Genomic DNA, 22,152 nt, shown 5'->3' with positions numbered 1-22,152 from the left:
CGGTCTTTTCGTCATCACCTGGTATTGCGTACCCCGCTTGGCGAAGCAACCGCCTCAGGTACGCATCCACATACTCATCGCTAAACTCGCCCCTCCCGCCAGGCTGCCGCCAATGCCATATTACTTGCCTTGCCACACCGTCAACCTCATAGAAAAAATCCATGAACTGGCTCGCAATCCATGACTTTCCAACGCCGGGATTCGACTCCAAAAGGGCCTTGAAAACACTCGAAGGACTCGCGCCTTTCAAGATAGGCTCAAACATCATTCAGCCTTCCCGAATATCACCACGACCTGCTCACTCCCTTCGTTCACGCCATCCACCCGTGGATAACCAAGCTTTTGCGCCATTCTTCCGGTCCACGTCTCAAGAGCAGATTGCTTCTCGCCCAACCTGTGCGCGTACCTATTCTCCCAATACTCCGCGGCATTGACACTGTCGCTCTTGGTAATCCAGAATCCCCGTATCTTCTTGATCACGACCCCCTCGCTCTTCAAGCGAACCATTGCGCCCAACAGCATATCGACTCCAGAGGCCTTGTGGACGTCTTTATTTGAGCTCGAGCGAATATTAAAACCAAACACCCCATCCCGATCCACCGCGGCCTCGATGCCATGGAATTCCGGATCACCATATACAAGCGACACACCTCCCTTCTTTTCCCTCGTCACGCGGAACTGGGAGCTGACATCGACTCTCGCGACCAAGGGAACATTCGTCTGCTGCGGAGCCGGCGCCTGCTCTGCATTGCTCCTTTCGGGCGCTTTGCCATCTGTCTTCTCGCGCTGGTTGTTGCCTTCACTCTCGTTCAGCGCGTTCGTCGCAGCCAGAACCAGCGGAGGAAGTTTCGGGCCTGTGACGGTGATGGCTATTCCGCCGGACTTCAGCATCTGGTTCGTACCAATAGCCGTGAACGCAGGTATGCGCTTCGCCTGGAGGCGCATGGACGAACCGGACTGGAGGAGCATTACCGTCTGAGCTACGAAGTCTCCGACTCCTTCACCCGCTGAATAGGAATCACCGCGCTCAAGTGCCTCGTTCATCTGATCAAGGCCAGCAACGAAACCCTTTACGAATATGCCAGGAATCTGACTGGGGTTCTGCGCAATGGCGTCAATGAGTGCAACCCCACTTCGTGTGGCGTCGTACTGGTCACGATACTGCTCGCCCCCAAATACCGCGTAAGTGATTCCACCGGTCACGTTGTAGGAGACGTTATAGGTGAGGATGCCCAGGCTCCCAACCACCTTGCCTACACCTACCGCATAACCCCCGAACGTCTTCGCGGATTCAACGCAATTAGCGCTTGAGACCACATCGTTCGAGAAGAAATTGACACAGCGCCCATCCGGATCGGTGTACCGAAGCGGATTATTATTGGCATACAGCCAGGGCTGCATACCCATCGGCGTCTCCAGGTACGCCTCCGCCCCCACCGGATCCTGGCTGAGGAACCGGCCCGTCTCGGGCGAGTACCAGCGCTGCTGGGCGTAGACGAGATTCGCCCCCTTGTCCCACAGATGCCCGGTATACCCCAGGCCACTCTTGCCACCGGCAGGCGTCGGAGAGTCCTTCGTATAAGCGCCCCAGGCGTCGTACTGATAGGCCGTGGCCGTGGTCGCGTTCATCCTTCCGACGGCACTGCCGAGACCATCGGTCAGGATGCGATCATCCCGGTACGCCGTGACCAGATCGCCCACCCGCTCATACATCCCCCAAATATAGGTTCCGGTACCTGGGAGCCTCGGGGATGAACGATACTCGGTCTCCGCGACCAGTTCCTCCCCCGCGTAGAGCCAGTATCCGCCAGGGTTCTCGCTGTTGTTGCTCGTGGCCTGACGCCGCAGACCGGCGTAATCGTATGTATACCTGTAGACCTCATCCGTGCTCGACGGGAGCGGCGACATCACGAGGGTGGAACGCGTGACCCTGGCGAGACGGCCCGCAGGATCCCACTCATAAATATCACTCGTATCCGTGGACGGGTTGATCTGGTACTGCACCTGACCAAAGCGATCCGTCTTGAACGTCAAGAGGTCCGTATTCGAGACCGCATCACGGATCGCTTCAATGCCACCATAGGTGTCATATTTATACACCCGATTGGAGATCAGGTTCGGATCCGAGTCCGAGAACCGCCAGTACGCATCTGCATCCAATGGGCCGCCAACGCCGTAGCTGGCCACCTTCTTTTCGCCCAGACGTGTTCCTTCGGAATTGAGCGAGTAGAACACCGCGGACCCATCCGGATAGTGCACTCCGGTCAGTCGGTCAGCGCCGTCGTACCCGTAACGGGTAAGCCCCGGAGATACGATCTTGGATCCTCTGCTTTCCTCGGTCAGCCGGTTGCCACGTCCGTCATACGTGTACAGGTAGGACATGAGGGCGTTATTGAACGGGCTGCCGCAATTGGGCACTCCTCCGGTCGTGCTCCCCCCGGCCGCGTTCATGACAACCGAAAGACGGCCAGCGTTGTCATAGCAACGCTCTTGCATCACCACATCGTCGCCAACGGTCTGAAGACGTGTCCCACCCGGCTCCCACCTCACCATGGTCGGCTGACGAGCCGTACTCGCGGGGATGAGCCCGCTGAGCCGATCGAACTCGTCATAGGTATAACCAAGGCTGGGCGTGGAACTCGTCCCCCTGTATACCGAGGCGCGCTGACCACTCGCGGTGTACTCATACCGGAGCACGTCGGAGTCCCGCGCAAGGGAAGTCATCAACCCGCGGGAGTCATATTCGAAGACGTTGTTCACGCGCACGTCATTGGCGCGCAACTCTACGATCCGCAGTGGCTGATCCGCCCCATTGTACTCATAGTCGACCTGGAAAAGGTCCTGAACGGCACGGCCGCGTGTCGTCCCGGCATACGTCGTCCGGGCGACACGGCCGCGTCCATCCAACAAGTGGACCATCTCGTTCACCGAGTCCGTGCCGCTATTCGCTGGGAAGGGGAGCGTTCTCGCCGCACCATCGACATACGTCGTCAGCCAACTCGCCGTGGAAGCGTCTCTGCCCACGCGCTTGCGCTCGGAGAGCCGGTTGGCGAAGTCGTACGAGAATTCCTGCCTCGGCATCACCGAATCCCCGTGAAATATCACCGACTTGAGCCGGGTCAGCGCGTCGTACGTGTACTCGAAGACACTCTCCAAGGGGGCATCGGCACTCACGAACCGCAGTTCACCGCGCGCGCCATACTGATAGCGCCACCTGGCTTCATCCGCGGTCCCAGCACCCGGGCGCACGTACTCCAAGAAGCCGCTCGCGGGGTCGTAATCGTATGCCGTGTGCTGCACTCCCGGCATCCACTCGGAGCCCGCCAGGCGGCCGTAGGTCTCGGTCTTCACCACACCCCGGGGGTAGTACTCATACGCCTGGGTCCGGTCATCCGGATCCGTTCGCCGGGTCAATCGACCACTCAGGTCGTAGACATACTTCGTCAGCTCGCCGGCATAGTCCGTCTCGCGAAGCAATCCCTGGTCATACGTGAACAACGTGGCGGGACGTCCAGCGGGCTGCTGAATCGACAGGAGTCCACTCGCGTCATAGACGGCCGTGTCCGTGTAGCTCAGACTCGCGGCCTTGCTCCGCACCACATTGCCCAGGGAGTCGAGGGAGATCTCCATCGTCCGGTGACGCTGCGTGTCCGATGAAGGGGGAGTAGAAGCGCCGGTCGTCCAGGAGTACGCGATGGTGGCGTTTCGTCCCGTCCAGGTGGTCTTCGTTTGATAGCTGTAACCCAGCCCTCCCGCCGACCAGCTCTCCACTTGATCGAGCGGACGCCCGAGGTCATCTCGCTCCAGCGTCTGCCAGGTGGCCTTCCACGACCCCTCCTGGGTCAGACGCCGGGCCTCCCAGGGCCCATCCAGATCGAACGTGGTCAGCCGGCTGCCACCCCCCCCCGAGACTCTCTCCGACACCAGCCGCCCGCGTGCGTTGAAGCGCCGAAGCGTTTCCGTCCCCTCGGGACCTGTCTCCTTGATTTCTCCCGGCTGTCCCGTCAGCGCATAGGTCCATCTGGCCTCGGGCGTGCCCTCGTAGGCATGGAGGGTCTTCGAGGACAGCTCTCCGAAGTCGTCGTACTCGTACTCCTCGCCATAGCCCGGGTGCGGTCCCACCGTGAGCCGCGGCCGGCCATCCCTTTCCAGCAGGTAGGTGATCTTGAACGGCTCCCCAGGCGCCACGTCCGCGGGCTCCCGGCGCTGGACGAGATTGCCCATGGGATCATGCCAGTACTCGGTGATCGGTCCCGCGGAGCCCTCGCTCTGGTGCCAACGGACCTGTCCCCGCTCGTTGTAACGGTACTCGTCGACCGACAGGCCAATGCCATCCAGCATCCGTTTGACTTGGCGCACACGCCCCGCGGTATCCAGGGTCAATGTCTCGGATTCGGTCCGGGTGGGCGACCGCGCGATACCGGTGTCGATGACGCGCTCGATGGAAACGGTGTGTGCCATGTCATCGTAGGCACGCGTCTCCTCGCTCACGAGGATCTTGTCCGACAAGGGGAAGTCGGAGCGAGTCTTCACCTTGCGCCGGTGGAGGGTCAACCGACCCAACACATCCCTGTACTCGTACTCGTCCTCAAGCCCGAGCACCCCATCCACCCGCTTCGTCAGGCGGCCCGCCGAGTCCCGGGTCTCGGTCCCGAGCACCCCGCCCGGCTTTCCCTTGCTCCGCGTCTCGACCGGCCGACCGAAGGCATCGAGCCTGGTCACCTCGGTCCTGAGCGTCCGCGACTCACCCCACCAGGTGCGCATCGGCGTGCCCTGGACGTCGAGTTCCACCCCTTCCACGTCTTTATCACCGTAGTCCCACGACACGGCCCGCCCGAGTTCATCATGGCCAATCGTCGTCGTGCGCTGGAGGTGATTCGTGATGCTCGTCACCCGCCCGTCGTTGTCGAACGTATAGGAGACTTCCACGTCACCCGCGAGGCCAACCTCCACCCTCTCGAGCCGGCCATTGGCATCATAGACATACTTCCGCGGGATTCCGCGCTCATCCTTCGTGGTTTCCAGGCGGCCATTCACGTACCCATAGGTACGGGAGACCGTGGAGAACGAGGGCTCCGTGGGCAGCGAGAAGAATGGGGAGAAGACGGGGGCCGCGCCCACCGTATAGGACTCGCGCGTCAGCAACCCATCCGTGATGACCGAGGTCCGCACGTGTGGCGGCGAGGGATCCCTCTGCGCCCGGTATCTGGCCAGCGACTCCCGGATGGTGAGCGTTCTGTCCTCCTCGAGGTACTCGTACGTCCAATCCTCGTCGGGTTCTCCCCGGCGGATGTGGCGCACGACGCGTCCCAGACCGTCATAGGTCCAGGACTCCTCGGCGCCCGTCTCCACGTCCTTGATGCCGATCAGGCGGCCATAGGCATCGTAGGAGAACATCCGGTGCAGCGTCGCGAGCGCCGATGCCGCCACCTGATCGGCGGGCAGGCTCAGGGTCAGGGTCTCGAGTTGTCCGAGTCCCGCCTCATCGTTGTACTGGTACGTCACGGACCGGCCCTGTTCGTCCTTGTCCACATACTCGGGTCGGCCGCGAACATCGTAGAGGGCTCCCGCCAGGAGGGTCTTCGTATCCCCGACGCCCGAGGCTGACATCTGCTGAGGATGGCCCTGCGGGTCCGGGGTGGTCGTCCATGAGACCGGACCGAGACCGGTTGGCAGGGTCGTCTGGGTGGGCACCCCGGGTTTGACGCTGTTGTCGTAGGCGAAGGACACTTCCGGGGTCGTGCCGGACCCGAAGACGGGTGACACCCCCGAGCCCGCCAGGAAGCCGGTGTACTGGATCTTCTCGGGCCGAAGGCCGCCGAAATTCCCGGCCGGGCTCTTGGGAACCACCGTCGTCTGCACCCCCATGGCGCTGGTGGTGGTATGGACCATCACCTGGCCAGTGAGCGAGTCGTCATTCTGGTAGGTCGTCGACGAACTCGTTCCCGGGATGGGAAGGCTCGTCTGATTGACACTCCCATAGGGATTCACGCTCAAGTGGGTCGCGACCCCGTCCGGACGGGTCACGAGCCGGCTCGTTGGCGTCTGATACTCCAGGGAGAATGGCTGGTCCTGCTGGCCCGTCATCGACACCTTGGCCACCAGCTCATAGGGCTTCAGGTGCTCGTAGCGGCCCGCGGCGCTCGAACCCGAAACACGGGTGTATTCAGCCCACCACTGCACGGATGAGGTGGCGTCCATCTCGCCAGGCGTGGCGCCGTGAATCAGCCAGGCCCGGTACAGTTCATTGGACGCATTCCAACGCTCTTCCCCGACCAGTCCCGAGGGGATGGAATGATAGGAATAGGTCCAGAGCGGGAACGGTCCCTTGGGGCTGGCCGTTCCATTCGATGACGCACCCCAGTCCCACTGCGTGCGCAGCGCGTGGAGCAGGTTGCCGTTGGGCTCGCGCTCGAAGTCCACCTGGTACAACACCCGGTTGGCCGAGGGCTTGTGCAGCAACTGCACACGAGACAGCCACTTGAAGCCCCGCGACCGGGCGAACACCCGCACGCGGGTGGGTGCATTCTCGGTGTCGATGCCCTCGTATTCGAACTTGAGCTTCGTATTGCCGGGATTCCAGTTCACTTCATCAATCAGGTCTGAGCCCTCCTTGTACGAGAGCTCGGCCCGGTTGCCGATTTCCACCACCGGGCCGTCACCCGGATCCTCGCGCAGCTCGCCGAACGCATTGAGCAACCACTTGCGGCGCCCGGGCTTTTCCTCTCGCTGCGCTGGCTGGGTGAAGAGGAACAACTGCCCCTGGGCGGTCCGCATCTCGATGCGCGCCGGCGCGGAGGGCGCGTTGGTGGCGGACAACCCGGACAGCGGCGCGTTCACGAAGAGGACGTTGTTGTGTGACGTGTCCGCGAAGCACTTCACCCGCTCCGGCATCCCCTCCAGGTCAGCGGCCACGCAGCCAGGGAAGGGATAGGCCTGTCCGCCCAGCACCACCACGTAGCGGTGCTGGTACTTCTCCTCCAACACCCAGCCGTCATAGTTATGGCTCCACCCCAGGCCCATGGGGCTGAGCAGGTTGTTCTGGTTGTTGTACGTGCGGCTGAAGCCAATGGTGCGCGCGCCGTTGGGCACGGAGAAGTCCGTATGGGTGAAGGACAGGTGTCCATCCGCCACGTTCACCCCGGCCACCGTCTGCTGGGCCCGTGCCGCGGCGTTCACTCCCGTGAAGGTGCCCAGGGGATTGCCCAGCTTGTATTCGCGCGTCAGGACCCGGGGCTTCAGCGCCTCCACCTTCACCCAGATGGAGAGCTGGGTGTTCTGGGTGCCTCCCTGCATGGCGGCCACCGCCGAAGGCAGCGGCATGTGGAAGTTCCAGACCCCACTGGCGGGCTCCGGATCATACGACAAGGGCACCAGGTCATTGGCGTCCTGCTGGGCGAGCAACTTCCACTCCAGCCCATCGAGGCGGATGGGGACCTGCTTCAGTTCGACATCACTGGCACCGGGCCTGCGCGCGGTGAGGGTGAGGAGGCCCTCCGTGAACTCGCTCTCCTTGAGCGAGAAATTGGCCATGGGCGCCTGGGAGATCTCACGGCCCGGCGCGGGCTGCCCGCCCTGAAGCTCCGGCGCCGCCTCGGCTTGCGCCAGGGTGTATTCATGCCCCGCGCTCAAGAAGTCCGTGCGCGAGGCGAGTCCCTCGAAGTTGAACCGGTAGAGGATGTTCTCCGCGTTACCGCTCAGGTACAGCTCGAAGTAGAGAAGATCATCGGAGGCCAGGACCTCGGGCAGGAAATCCCCGCCGCACGAGCCCGACAGCACCAGGGTCTCGTCATTCGGCTGGGCGGAGAAGGGACAATCGATACCAAAGCCATCTCCTCCCAACCGGACCACATACTCGCCCGGCATCACTCCGCCCCTGAGCTCGCCGTCGGGCTCGAGGAGATGGAGGAGGAAGTCATACGCCGTATCGTTCTGCGTGGCGGAGGGGGAGGGTTGACTGGTCAGATCGGAGTCTTCCCCCTGGTCGCGACCCAGGACGATGATCTGCGAATCCGCGACTTCAATCACCCGGAAGGCGTGCTCCCGCGCCAGATCGAAGCGCTCGAGCTTGTTTCCATCTGGTTCGATGTGGCGGTAGACGTTCTTCAGCCCCACCGCATGGGTGGGGATCCGCCCCGCCTCGGCGCCCTCGACGGGTGCTTCCTCCGCCGAGAAGTTCGGTGGGGCCTGGTTCTTCTCGCTCTCCTGGATGAAGCCATCCCCGTTGGCGTCATGATCCGAGAAGGAATGTCCCACGACATGCAGGTAGTAGTTGGCTCGTGGCAGGGCGTTGAGCGGCTTGTCCTCGTCCGAGGACGTCCTGTAGTACTCCGGGAGTTGGACGGACTGGGTGAACCGGCCTCCCGACTTCACCGGGAAGAGCTTCACCATGGGCTGTTCCAGCGCGGCGCCCGTGACCTTGATCAAGCGGCCGGCCAGCGGCGGTACGCCCGCCGGCACATCGAGCAGGGGCGGATCCTGATTGATGCACCCCTGGCGCGCCGAGGAGCTGGCGGTGGGGGGAAGCTCGGAGCAGTAGACTTCCAACGGCAGACCCGCGTCGCCCTGATCCACCAGGGCGTTGGGACAGGGACCGCCATCACAGGAGGCTGGGGTGAGTCCGCCGGTACCGCCATCGGTGGACTCTGTGCCTTCCTCGGGGGTGTAGGGCTTGACCCGCACCCGCCACTGCGTGGACACGGCGACCAGGTCGTCATTCGTGGTGGCGGAGCCTCCCTGGCGGATCAGGCTCTCCAGCTTCTGCTTCCGGCTGCCTTGCGCCTCCATCTTGCGAGAGACGCGCAGATCGATCTCCGGAGGAAACATGTCGATGATGCCCACCGGGATGGTCAACTGCCGCTCCGTGCAGCGTGACAATTCATAGCTCCGACCGTTCTCTTCCACGGTGAGCGGGGGCTGGTTCTCGTCCTCCTTGCACGGGTCGGTCTTCGTCTGGTTGATGGCCGGCACCGTCACCGTCTTCATTCCCGAGTAGCCGGTGGCGTGGTTGATGGCGAACACCACCACCCGGTCCCCGGCTCCCAGGCTCATGAAGTTGGTGCGGTTGTTCTCACAATTCACCGCGAAGTAGTCCTTGTCCTCCTGCGTCTGAGCGTCCCCCCGTGCTTGTATTTCCAGGCATCGCTCGCGCACGTAGCGCTTGGTGCCATGGGTGGGCCCCAGACGCAGCCGGGTGAACTCGCCGTGGGCGTCGGTGGACGACGGCGACGCCGTGCATCTGCGTGTATCCGGCTCCGCCGTGGAGTAGTTGGCGATGGGGTGCTCGAGATCATCTTCCCGGAAGAAGTGCACCTCCGTGCCCTTGATGTCCTTGGGCGAGATGGACAGGTACTCCCCGGGGTGGGACAGGTCGGGCTGACTCGGCGCCTCCGTGTCCTCGCCGCACCAGGTCTCCAGCGGCGCTCCCTTGCGATCTACGAAGCGCAGCGCTCCCTTCAGGAAGCGCGCATCCACCAGGATGTTCCCAGTCGTGCTGCCCCCCGGAGTGACCGAGTAGATCTCACTGCACACGCCAAACTGCTGCATCACGGCGTCGTAGCGGGGCGTTCCATCCTCCCCCACCCGCTCCACCAGCTTGGACGCCAGGGGCACCTCGGTGCAGGAGATTCCGGTCTCGCCACCTCCAAGCACCGGCACCACGATTCCATACGTCCCCCGCTCCCCCGTCACCCCGGCACCGCCCCCCGCGGGCCCCGTCACCGTCACGCGCAGGTCCTTGAACCGGATGGGGCTCTGCGCCTCGCCCTCCCGCTCCGTGGAGCCTGGAGCCCGTTCCAGCAACAGCGTCGCACCTGGCCCCTCGCTGTCCCACTCCAGGGTCGCCAGGACCTCCAGCACCCGCAGGCCCGCCGGCGAGCTTCCCATCATCTTCAGCTTCGTCGTGCCCGCCTGGAAGGTGAGCTGGGTGGTGACGAGTGCCTCCCCATCTCCATCCACGTCCCAGTCCTCGCCCGTCGGCGGCATCTGCCGCACACCACCCGGGTCATGCACCTCGAGTTGGGCCCGGACCTTTCTGTCCAGCGTGGCATCCACGGTCCGCTGGATGTGGCTCACCTTGAACGCCACCGGCATCGTGAAGGGAGGCTTGTCCCAGCGCAGGGTCATGTTGAGCCGTGAGGGCTCCGGCAGGAGCAAGGAGAAAACAATCTCCTGGTCCATGGGGGAGCGCACGGTGCCCTCGATCCGGCCCGGGACTTCGTTCGTGCTCAGCGAGTCGAGCGCGGACAGGCCCGGTTGGAAGGGGTTGGCCCGCGTCTGGGCATGGGCCTCCCCCACCAGAACGGGGGACAACGGCAACTTCCACCAGGGCTGCCCCGGCGAGTGAGGCACGCGCCGCAGCCAACCCAGGCCGCCATCCGTCGGGGTCCCGCCATCCATCCTCCCCCCCTCGGTGCCCAGAGCCCGCGCCACCGCGTCATGCTGCTCCTGGGACAGCGGCGAGTACGCCAGGAACTCCAGCGACTCCAGGGGCAGGGGCGCCTCGGTGACGATGGTGGTGCCCTTGTTCTGGACCCGGCCGAAGCCCACCCGCGCCAGCAGGTGGCGATGCGGATCATACGCCAACACCAACGCGTAGCGGCCATCGGGCAGGCCGGGCGTGAGGTTGGGCAGCGAGAGCGTCACCGGGGTGTCCAGCCGGAGGCCCGCCGGCCCCATCTGCCACACACCGCCCAGCGCGACATGACCCTCCCGGGGCACGGGCAGCAGGTGGCTCGGCAGCCACGTGGCCGTCACGAAGTCCGCCGTCTTTCCGCCCGCGAAGGACAGCGCGCCCCCCGCCCTCGATACCCGCAGCCCCGGCTGCCGTCCCGCGAAGGTCAGGTCCGTGTTGTCCGTCACCCGCACCCACTGCGCCGACGCCTTGTCCGTGGGCGTCAGCCGCAGGGGCGCATCCACCGTCTCCGCTCCCTGGGCGATGAAGAGGCGCCGCCTCACCGTGGGGAAGCCCTGGCCCTCCTTGCCCACACCCCCGTCGTAGCGCACCACAACCTCGCCCCCCGCGGGGACGAACAGCGCCCAGTTGCCGTTGGGCTCCGTGCGCGTGGACAGGTTCCTGCCCTCGAGCGTCACCTCGACGCCCGCCAGGGGTTGCAGCTCGGCGTCCGTGACGGAGCCACGCACCCGCGTGAGCGCTCCACGCACCGTGAAGTCGCTGGAGAACCCCGCCGCCAGGCCAGGCCCTTCCGCCGGCAGCACGCCGTCCACCGACACCGTCAGCCGGGCCTGCTCCGGCAGGGGCCGGGCCGCCACGAACATGGCCGTCTGCCCACCGGGGGCCAGCGAGTAGCCTCCCGCCACGCGCTCCCCACCCGTCCGGACGATGAGGTGATCCTTCAACGACTCCCACTTCACTGGCTTGTTGAAGGACACACTGATGAGGCTGTCGGGCTCCACTCCCGTGGCGCCACGCGACGGGCTCACGCCCGTCACGGAAAGTGGCTCCTGGGAGGCGCTCCGGTAGTGGATCCGCACCGAGGCCGAGGAGGACAGGCCCGCCTCGTCCACGGCCCGCACCTCGATGGTGTTGTCTCCCAATCTCAGCGCGTAGATGGTTTCGTACTCCCCGGGCTGCTTCTGGATCGCCTCCCGCTCACTCACCCACACCTTGCGGATGGCGGACGTGGCGGACGTCGCCCGGACCCGGACCGTCGCCTGGGGGCCCGGCGATTCCGAGCCCGAGAGCGGAGAGAGAATGGTCACCTGCGGTGGCAGGCTCGCAACCCGCAGCACGTGCGTGCGCTGCGTCTGGTTGCCCGCCTCGTCCCACGCCCGGACCACGACGGCGTTGTCACCCGCCGTCAGGGGCACCGTCGCGAGGAAACCACCGGCCAGCACCGGCACCTCGAAGCCCTGCACACTGACGCGCACCTGGCTCGAGTCATCCCCCACCGAGCCGCGCAGCACGTAGGGCGAGTGGGTCACCACCTCCGGGCCAGGACCCGGCACCCGGAGCACGAGCACCGGGGGCAGCGTGTCCTGGGTGGCCACGCCACTGTTCGGCCGTTCGCTGGCCGCTGCGTTGCCGTCGCGGGCCGCCACGGGCCGCGATGGCTCCCCAGGTGCCCACCTCCTGTCCGAGGCCGGCGGGGAGGAAGCCGTGCTCGTGCTGTAGGCTCCGCTGCCCGCCGAGGTCGAGGAGGGCCGCGCGTCACGAGGGTCCGTCGTTGGCTTGCGAGCCGGTCGCGGTCCGGCCGGATCGGCGGAGGCCACCTCCGTCGTCCTCGCGCCTGGAGGAGTTCCGTCACCACACGCCGCCAGTGCCAGCGCAAGCGCAAGCGCCCACCATCCCTGCATGACCCGCTTCATGGGGTTTCTCCCGCGTCCGTCGCGGACCCTGATCCCACCGCGGGGACCTCGAGTCGCTCCGGGTACGTCTGAACCGCGATGTTCTCGCGCAGCTCCGTCAGCAGCCGCGTCTCGGCTTCCCGCCGCGCCTCCGCCGCCAGCCGACCCCGCACCTCGTCGAAGCCCGGCGTCACGACGCGCACGTCCTCCACCGCCTCCACCAGATGCAGCCCGTAGGACGTGGCGAAGGGCTTGGACAGCTGGCCCTTCTTCAGGGCGACCGCCTCCGCGAAGAAGCTGGCATCCACCTGCCCCTCCTCCACAAGGCCCAGGTCGCCCCCCTTCTCCGCGCTCACCCTGTCCTCGGAGCCCTCGCGGGCCACCACCTCGAAGGACTCCCCGCCCAGCAGCCGGGCATACAAGCCGTTGATGCGCGAGCGCGCGCGGGCCAGACCCTGCGCGCCCTCCCTGGGCGGCAGGCGCACCATGAGGTGGCGCACGTGGACCTGCCTGCGCGACAGGCCCTCGCGGCCGCGCGCGTAGCGCTCGCGCAGGGCGACCTCGGATTCCGCCTCCGCCAGCCGCTTCTCCCTCAGCGCGTGAGCCAGGACCTCACGCTCCACCGCCGCCAGCCGCGCCCGGACAACTTCGTCCTTCTCCAGCCCTTCGCGCCGGGCCTCCTCGGCCAGCAACTGCTGATCCACCAAGGCCCCCAGCGCCTCCGACGCAGAGGGCCTCGCCCCCGGGCTCCAGGTCTGTCGGAAGAACTCCACGTCCGCGCGCCGGAGCTTGCTTCGGCCCACCTCCGCCACCACCTTGGTGTCACCGCATCCGGACAGCGCCAGCCAGGTGAACACCATTCCCAGCGCGGACAGGACACACCCGGGGCGTGACTCGAGGGACTGCTTCTTCAGGGAGAGAGCCCCCCAGCACCGCGACATACGAAAGCGACTCCAGGAAATCTTGAACGCGACGCGAGATTCGCCCACGTCCAGCAAGGTTGTCTAGCTGACAGATGGAATTCACTCTTGGCGAAGCTCGGGGGATGGGGCCTTGACGAAACGAGCGGCAACGGAGGGCGGGCCCGGCGAAACGACCGCCGGGCCGCCCCTCGGGACTCACGGAGTGCTCGGGAGCGGCGCCTCGCACTGCTCGAGGGTGGGCTCCGTGCACAGTCCCGTGTCGCCACCGATGAGCGTACCCACCGTCACCCGGCTGTCCTTCCAGACGTAGGCGGAACCGCCGATCCACAACTGGTCCAGATGGAAGGACGCCGCGTTTTGCGGAGGCAGCAGGGGTGTGGGCGTGGCGTGGGACAGGTGTCCTCTGTTGTCGATCCAAAGCTGCCTGGACACAGACACCGGTTCGCCACCGCCCTCGGGAACCTCGAATTGTTCGAGGAACACCGTCCCCGCGCCACTGTGTGCGCTCTGCGCGGAGACGAGATAACGCGAGCGGACCTCGGTTCCAGAGAAGTCATGGAAATTCGCGAACCGCAAGGAGATACGACCACCACCACCGCTCCCAGGGGCGCCCCTGGCGTGAATCCTGCCACCGGTGTCGATCAACGCCCCCTTCGGAACCTCGATCCACACACTGCCTCCCGAGCCACCCCAGGGGGTGGGACCCTCGCCCGGAGAACCATCGGCCAGGATCTCTCCTTGCAGGACGAGCCACCCGGTCGAGAGCTTCACGGAACCGCCACCGTTGCCACCCCTGTAGTGGTGTTCCACCCCGTCATCGACCACGGTGTAACCCACGCCACCCGAGCCAGACTCCGCGGGTTGGGTGAAATCACCATGAGTGCTCATGGCGGGAGTCGATTCCGACGAGGAGCCATATCCACCATGGCTGCCACTCACGCCCGCCCTGGCCAGGTCCTGATAATCACCTAGCGAGCCCAGGCCACTGACGTCTATTTTCGAACTGAACCCGATGACGATCTGCTCCGTGACATTCAGATCGATTTTGTGGGTCGCCGTCGTGGTCGGGGCTTCGAGGGTCAGAACCGAGTTGTAATCCATGTCCAGCTTCGACCATGTCGCCTGAGTACTGCCGCCCAGCGACAAGGTGGCATTGGACAATCGGACAACGGTCGTGTTCGGCAAGCTGGACGGATTGAGCAGATGCACCACGCCCCTGGCACTTGACGCGGAGAAATCCAACGACAGCTCCGTCAGCAGGGGCAATGACATCGACTGGAAGGTCGAGTTCGCCTTGATGTCCAGGCGCTCCGTGTCGGACGAGAGGGTGCCGGCAACGGACATGGGCGCCGCCAACACCAAACTTGTATGCCCATTACTGTTTTTCTGTCCAGGCAGCGTCAGATTTCCGGCGAACTCCGCGAAGGTGCGCTGCCACTGGACGAAACTCTGGACGATGACATCGTTCACGACGCGTACCTTCGCGCCATAGGAAACCGTCAACGTCTCATACTCGCCACCAGGTATCGGAGTGGCCCTGGCCATGCTTACGAACTCCAGGCTGTTGGTGTCGCTGCCAGAGACCTTGAAGTCGTGGCGCTCCGCCGCGAGTGACTCCCCTTGCTGCATGTGAACCGTCCCTGCTCCCGCGAGGTGGCTCACGTAGTGGGCGGAAAAGTCGTTCGCGGACCAACAAGAGCCATTCGAGGACGTGTATCCACACCCTTGAGCGACGGGCCCACTCACGACCGAAATCCGACCACCACCGCCCTTGGTCCCACCCCGGGCTTCCACTTCGCCAAGGATCACCAGGGTCTGCGCCTTCAGCTTCACGCCACCACCCGCGCCGTCGTAACCACTCGCATCCGAAGCGTCAGTGCCGTTCGCATACACCCAGCCGTCCATCTGCAGGGTCTTCGCGTTGATGCGGACCAGGCCACCGCCGGACCCACCCGCCGACGAGGCGGTTCCCGCACCACCCGCCCCGGGGAACCAGGGATCGATGGCATCATCGTACACCTCCATCGGCGTCTGGTCGGGAGCATTGGAAGAACCATAGCCACCATGGCTTCCGGAGGTTCTCCCCGTCAACGCGGGCACGTTGCGGAGCAGCTCGGTGCCATCCATCCGCACCGTGCGCCCGGCATGGGAGATCTCCGAGTCGTTGGAGACCGCCCCACCCAGGAAGCCCTTCCCGGACACATCAATGGAGCTTTGCGAGTCCACGAACATCGTCTCCTCGATGGAGAGATCCATGAACTTGACGCTTCCCTGCGTCGCCTCCTGCATGGAGTGGGTGAGCTTGCCTCCTCCCATCACGAGCAGATTCTTGAACGAGTGCGAGCCATTGATGATCAGCGTTCTTCCATCCTCGACGAGCAGATCCTTGCCGTCCAAACTCCTATCATCCTCGGAGATGAGCGTGCCATCAGGCGGCGACACCGGATCAATCACGTCAACGACCTGAGAGATCTCCTCGTACTGCTCCGCGCTATCAAGCGCAGCCAGTCGCACGGTCAACTTTCCTTCCTGGACGGGAGTGTAGGAGCGAAGCTCCAGCGGCCTGCTGGGAGTGGAGTCGTTATTGACTGCCACATTCATCTGCTTTGGCAGCTCATCCGTTGCTCCGTCCACGCGGAACTGCGCCCATTTCAGCGGACTGCGATCATCCGCGGCGAAGCCCTTCAGGTCCAACGGGACCCCCTTCTTGACGTACCGGGGCAACTCCAGCCTGAGCCGGGGCCTGGTATTGGAGTTCACCCTGATAACACCCGACGGGAAGGTTTCCGCAACACCGGACTCGGAGGTCACCGTGACGATCATTGTCAGTTCGCTGGTGGAGGGAACTTCGTAGTTCTTCACCTCCAGCCGGCAGTACGTTTCTCCGGAAGCGCACGCCACGACGGTGGGCAATGACTGCTCACCCGAGTACTGCTTCATCGTCAACTTGACGCTCCCCATCGACACGGGGTGGTAGCCGGTCACCTTCAGGGTTCCCGTGTCCTTGACACGCACGTCATTCGGCCCGTCGACAGGGTCCCGAACGAACTCCATGTACACCACCGTCGGCTTGGGTTCGGGCGTCTTGAAGCCTACCTTGCACGACTGTCTGCTCGGACGGCCCGTGGAATCCATTGCCTCGGCCGTGAGCGTGACCGACTCATGGCCCGGGGCGTACAAGGCCATCTTGTACTGGCCGCCCACTTGTCCATTCCTGGCGTTGAGACCCGACCAGGACAACTCCGCCGTCTTCTTGTTGTTGTACTCGGAGTAGATGACCAACGACGTCAAGTCCTCATCCTTGTCGCTGGCACTCGCGGACACGGCGATTCGCTGCGCCTGGTAGGCATCGAGCACTGTCTGACCGTCGGTGCACGGCTTGCCACCCACGAGGAACTCGCTGACGGTCGGCGGCTCGCCATCCGGCCGGATGGAATAGGTCACCGTCTCCAGCGGGGTCTTCGTGCCATCGGCCTTCTCGGCAACGACCTGGAGGGTGACGTACTTGCCCTCCGAATCCGCGGGCAACACCAACGGGTGGAACAAGGACACCTTTCCTGGCGTGCCCACGGCGCTGGCCAGGAGCTGGTTCGCCGCTCCCGGAGTCGGACCCTCCGACACCGCGCTCATCAGCAGGCGCAGGGTCAGGGCACCGCCATCCTGTGCCACGAGTGACAAGCGATTGATGTACGGCCCCGCGCGCACAAGGGAGGGCAGGCCCGACGAGAGCGTCGGCGCGCTCACGTAGGCCTTCACCTTCACATCGGTCCGCTCGGCCACGAACCCACGGCCCGTCCCATCGTAGAGCCGCGCGACCAGGGTTCCCGTGAACGGCGCGGTCACCGCCGGAATCCGCACCGTCCCCTTGAAGGACAGGGGATTGTCCGTCTGTGCGGTGAGCGTGCCCAGCGCGAACTTCTGGTCCGCCCCCGGCCCCTCCAGGCTCATGTACACCGAATAGGGCGGCGGCGGCACGCCGCCCGTCCCCGCCTCCGTCCCCGTCACCGTAACCTCCACGGGGTATCCGGCGGGATACTCGGCAACGCAGCTCGAACCACACGAGGGTGGCGCGGAGACCGAGGCGATCTTCACGCTCAAGGAGCCGCTGCCTTCCGCCTCCCCGACCCGGACCTCATGCACCGTGGACGAGCTCATCCCTCCCGCGCCGAGTGTCCGCAAGCGCAGGCGGAAGACCTCCCCCGGCGAGGCGGAAGCGGGAACGGTCCAGGAAGCGTGGAGCGCCCCGTTCAGACGCACCCACGGCTGCTCGTTGACCCACAACTCGGCATCGTCCAGCCGCGGGCCCGAAGCCGTGCCCTCCACGGAGATGGACGTGCCCGCCGCCGCCTCGGACACCGTGAGCGGGGCCACGAGCCGTCCAGACGGAGGCACGGCCTCATCCGGCATCGGGAACACCAGCACGCCCGCGCTGGAGTCCGCCACCACCACATGGCCATTGGCCAGCACCATGTCCTCCGCGTTCTGCGCGGCGTAGCTGCCGACACGCTCCGGATGGGAGGGATCCGCCAGGCTCCAGGCCTCCAGAGCCGCGCCCTTCCTGCCAATCAACGCCAGCCCGCCGAAGAGACGGATGCGATGCACGCCCTGGCCGTCTCGCCCCGGCGTGAAGGACTTCTGGACCGGCTCGCTCCGCTTGCTCACGTCGTAGACGGCGAAGCCCGACTCGCCACCCACCACGGCCAGGTTCCCCTCGAGCGCGACCGCCTCGATGTCGGACCCCACCTCGGTGCTGGCCACGGACGCGCTGAGCACGAGGGTGCCCGAGGCGTCCACCTGCACCAGGGCGAAGCCCGACCTGCTCTGGGCCACCACCGCCAGATCCTCGTCGCCCGCCACGTCGAGCGTGGTGGTGCCCAGACTCAGGCTCTTCGCGTTCGTCACCCCCGGCAACACCGCCGAGCGCACACCGCCCGCCGCCATCGTCCACAGGCGGCGCGGCGACACGTCGAAGCGCTCCACGGCTCCGAGCGCCGCCAGTTGCGACTTCCGGTTGTTGTCCACCTCGGACAAGACACCCGAGGACGTCTCGGTCTGCAGCGACAACTGGGTCCCGTCCAGCCAGAACACGTCCTGGCCCAAGCGCTCGACCTGCGAGACATGCAGGCCCGCCTTCACCTGGGCGCTCCGGGTGGGCGCATTGGGCTCGTCGAGCGCCACGCCCAGCAATCCCTCGCCATCCGCGGCCAGCAACAGGCGCCCTCCCCAAGCCGCCAGTCCGCGCGCGGGTCCCGCGGAGACACCCACCACCGCCGGCTCCAACACGACCTGAGGCACGGGCAGCACGCCCACCCGGAGCCCCGTCTGCCCCGCGGCCAGCAGCAGGCCACCGGCTACGGTGAGCGACCCTTCCCCGAAGGCGCTCACCGAGAGCAGCCGGGGACGAGCAGGCGAGTTCACATCCACCACGCGCAGCATCCCATCCGCCGACCACACGTACGCCCGTCCCGCGGCAACCGTCAGGCCGCGGATGTCGCTCGGCAGGGTGAGCGCGCTTCGCTGCACCAGCGCGTTGCCCGAGGGAGTGAACGCCAGCAGCGACTGGTTGACCGCGACGAAGAGCGTCTCCTCCTCGAACTCCGCCGCGACCGCCGTCCCGGAGAAGGACGCGGTGAGGGTGCGGGCTGCCGTCCCATCGGTGTAGGTGCAGCTCACGCGGTCCGGCAGCGAGAGCATCACTCCGCCATGGCACCCGGGCAGGACCCTGGTCACCACGCCGCTCGCCGGAGCCATCCGAGACACCCCTGGCGCGGCCGGCGTGTCCAGCCGCAAGCTCCACAAGGAGTTGTCCTGGGCGTCGTGGATGACGATGGTGCTGTCACCCGCCAGCGAAGAGGCCCTCTTGTCCAGGTGGCCGATGCGCTCGGGGACGCCCGACACATCCACCACATCCACGCCCGCCGCACCACGACCCACGATGGCCAGGTGGCCTCGCAGGCTCAGCCCCGTCGGCTCTCCCGCGAGCGTCACCGAGTGCACGTCCTCGATGGTCGGGTTGGCGCCCCGGATCAACGTTCCCACGGACAGGCCCGAGGCGGTGGCGACCGCGATCCGATCGCCCAGCACCGCCATGTGCCGCGCTCCCACGAAATCGCCTCCCAACGCCTGGCCCCACTGCGTGGGCCAGACGCGAGGCGTGACACGGTACTGCCTGGACAGCGTCTGGGATTGCCGGGCGCCGTTGGTCACGGTCGCATCCAGGCGCAGCAGCGTCCCGGCCAGGACGTCTTCGGGGAGCACATACGACAGCGACGAGGACCCTGACACCCCGTTCACCTTCAGCTCCACCTTCGTCACGCCCGCGGCATCGGTGTTCTCGACCCAGGCCCTCAGCAACGAGCCCTCGGCGATCTCCTCCCCGGACGGCTCGACCTTCAGGCTGGCACAGTGAGCGGAGGCACCCGAAGCCGTCCCCAGGACGATGCACGGAGCCGCCTCCACGTGGAGGGACAGGCGGGCGGGCTGCAGCTCGCGGCCGTGGGCATCCCACCCCTCGACCGTGACCCACACATCCTTGCTTTCCGAGACCCTCGGCATGCGCAAGGTCACCGACAAGGAGCCCAACACGAACTGCTCCTGCTGCTGCTGGCCGTCGACCAGGAAGATCAGCCTCGCGAGCTCGCTCGACTGGCTCAGCGATGCACGGACCTTGACGAGGCCACCGCCGGGGATTGCATCCAAGCCCTCCCGCTCCAGCGACACGACCTGCCCCGTGGGAGCCGTATCGGGCTCCACGTCCACGTCGGCGAACACCGACGGCCCCGGTTTGTTCTGGGCATCGAAGGGCGTGGCCGTCACCCGCACCTTGCTGGGCAGCAACGAGCCCACCGCCATGCTCGGCGCCTGCAACAGGGCGGTCAGATGGGGAGCGTGGGCGTCCGTGGTCCCGGGAATGCCCTGCACCTCGTACTCGACCCTGTCCACCAGGCCCGGAACCACCGGTACCGGCACGACCTTGAACCAGCTGCCCTCCTTGATGAGGCCCTCGGGCACCTCGAGCGACGCCAACATCGCGTCACCTGGCTGAGGCTCCCGCGGAGAAACCTCGTACTCGAGGCTCTTCTCGGTGTGACCCGATTGATCCCTCACGACCAGGACCAGGGTCACGGGCTCCCCCGATACCGACAGGTCCACCGTGGAGGGAACCCGACTGTCGAGCACCTCCACCACCTTGCCGTTGACGTGCAGTTCGGCCGTGTAGGCATCGAGCGGCGCCTGCGCGCTGGCCTCGGCCGTCACGCTGGCCTTCAAACCGAGACGTGCCCCCTTGATCGGGTTGAGCTCGGAAGCGGACAGGGACACCTGGGGCTTCGCGCCTCCGCGACCCAGGCGCAACCGACGCAGGCCATCCGACGAGGCGGCCAGGATGTCTCCACCCCGGGCCACCACGTCCCCCGCCATCTTCGGAAAGAGGCCGACCAGGGTGGGCTCGGACACGGTATCGAACACCTGGAGGCCCTCGGTGGTGCCCACCAGGAGCCACGGACCCAGCGCCGTGACGGACCGGAACGCTGTCCCCAGCGCGACGGTCCTCTGCGCCGCCTGGAGGCCCCCACTCGTCACCTTGAAGCACTGGATCTCCGTCCCCACGACACACGCCCGCTCCTGGCTCAAGGCCACTCGCGTCGCCTCCGCGACGGACGGCGAGGTGCCCACGACTCGAGGTGCATGCAGCCAGGACACGTCCAGCATCTGGAGCGTCGTCCCAGTCAGCACCAACAGATGCTCCCCATCTGCGGCGAGAGCGCGCACCTCTCCCAGGGGCAGACGGGCCGCGAGCGCTCCATCCGATGCGCGGCGCAACTCCACGCCTTCCCGTGTTCCCACGGCCAGGCCACCACGCACCGCGACCAGCGCCGTCGGTCTGCTCCAGATCTCGATGGGCTCGCTGCTCAGCTTCTGACCGGAGGGCGACAGCAACCACAGCGCGTTCGCTGCCAGGTCCCTCAACGCCACGGCGACACCATCCTGGGTGATCGCCACCCCCACCGCCTGCCCCGAGAACGACTCGGAGCCTTGCTCCAGCCCACTCTTCAACGAGCGCACCCGTAGGACGGCGCCTCCAGCGCCATTGTCACGCAGGAGCGCCCACTGCTCACCCCGCACCGCCGACAGGTAGCTGCCCTGCTCGCCCGACGCGACCTCGTCGGGCTCGGCCGACGCGAAGAGCGCAAGGATGCCGCTCTTGCTCGACTGGAGTTTCTGCCCGCCGGCCATCGCCTCCGCCGAGATGACGACGGAGTCACCACCCGCTCCACGTGGGAGCGCGTAGGTCCGTCCACCCTCCGTGGAGGACAGGGACGAAGTCCCCACCGTCACGGACGTCGTGAGCTGTTGCGCGTTCGAGGAGGCATTCACCACGAGCGTGGACCCGCCCAGGAAGACCGGTCCACCAGGAACGGATGTCAGTTCCAGATCGGGTTTGCTGTCATCCGCCTTGACCATCAACGACAGGAACGTGGGCTCGCTCTCGAGGCCCACGACATCCTCCGCGATGGCCTTCAAGGTGAACACCCCACGCTCGCCCTGTTTCACCGCGGGAACGACAAACGTGTGGTCATAGGGCGGGCGCGTCAACACCACCGCGTCTTCGTCGGGGCTGCCCTCCATGTGCAAACGGACCCGCGCGATGCCCCGTTGCGCGTACGCCTGGACGGAGACGCCCAGGGGCTTGCCTTCCGTGACGAAGCAGTTGTCGCTGACCACGGGAGTGGTCGAGAAACAATCCGGATTGACGGCGGGGCTGGTAAAGAAAACCGTCGGCGCCGGGCCCGGAGGCTCGACCGTGACGGTGACCTGGCCCTCTCCAGCATTCGGCGTGGGGCTGGCATCATCCCTGGCAACGGCCTTGAGGGTATAGGCCGTCTTCGCGGTGACATTGGGAGCCACCCACTGCATCGTCCTC

At 65.8% G+C, this 22,152-nt stretch carries 3 protein-coding genes (1 of these 3 running past the window's edge); all 3 read right to left on the bottom strand.

All coding sequences use genetic code 11. The features are described from left to right. Window positions 1-264: 264 nt before the first annotated feature. Window positions 265-12,060, bottom strand: a complete 11,796-nt coding sequence (locus CYFUS_RS21900) for an RHS repeat-associated core domain-containing protein (RefSeq protein WP_095986990.1) — start codon at window positions 12,058-12,060, stop codon at window positions 265-267. 263 nt (window positions 12,061-12,323) lie between these two features. Continuing rightward, window positions 12,324-13,247 carry a peptidylprolyl isomerase gene (locus tag CYFUS_RS21895; RefSeq protein WP_095986989.1) on the bottom strand — a complete coding sequence of 308 codons (924 nt, stop codon included), beginning with the start codon at window positions 13,245-13,247 and terminating at the stop codon, window positions 12,324-12,326. 177 nt (window positions 13,248-13,424) lie between these two features. Beyond that, on the bottom strand, window positions 13,425-22,152 hold the 3' portion of the coding sequence (locus CYFUS_RS21890; RefSeq protein WP_157758580.1) for an IPT/TIG domain-containing protein. It continues 19,907 nt past the right edge of the window; 8,728 of the gene's 28,635 nt are visible here — the last part of the coding sequence; the start codon falls outside the window, past its right edge; its stop codon occupies window positions 13,425-13,427.

Source organism: Cystobacter fuscus, from assembly GCF_002305875.1.
In the GTDB taxonomy this organism is placed as follows: Bacteria; Myxococcota; Myxococcia; order Myxococcales; family Myxococcaceae; genus Cystobacter; species Cystobacter fuscus_A.
The sequence above is the reverse complement of the archived record's forward strand: the minus strand, read 5'-3'. Positions and strand labels throughout refer to the sequence as shown.

Coding starts and splice junctions, on each gene's coding strand:
- CYFUS_RS21895 (WP_095986989.1), bottom strand. CDS start 13,247: ATGTCGCGGTGCTGGGGGGCTCTCTCCCTGAAGAAGCAGTCCCTCGAG.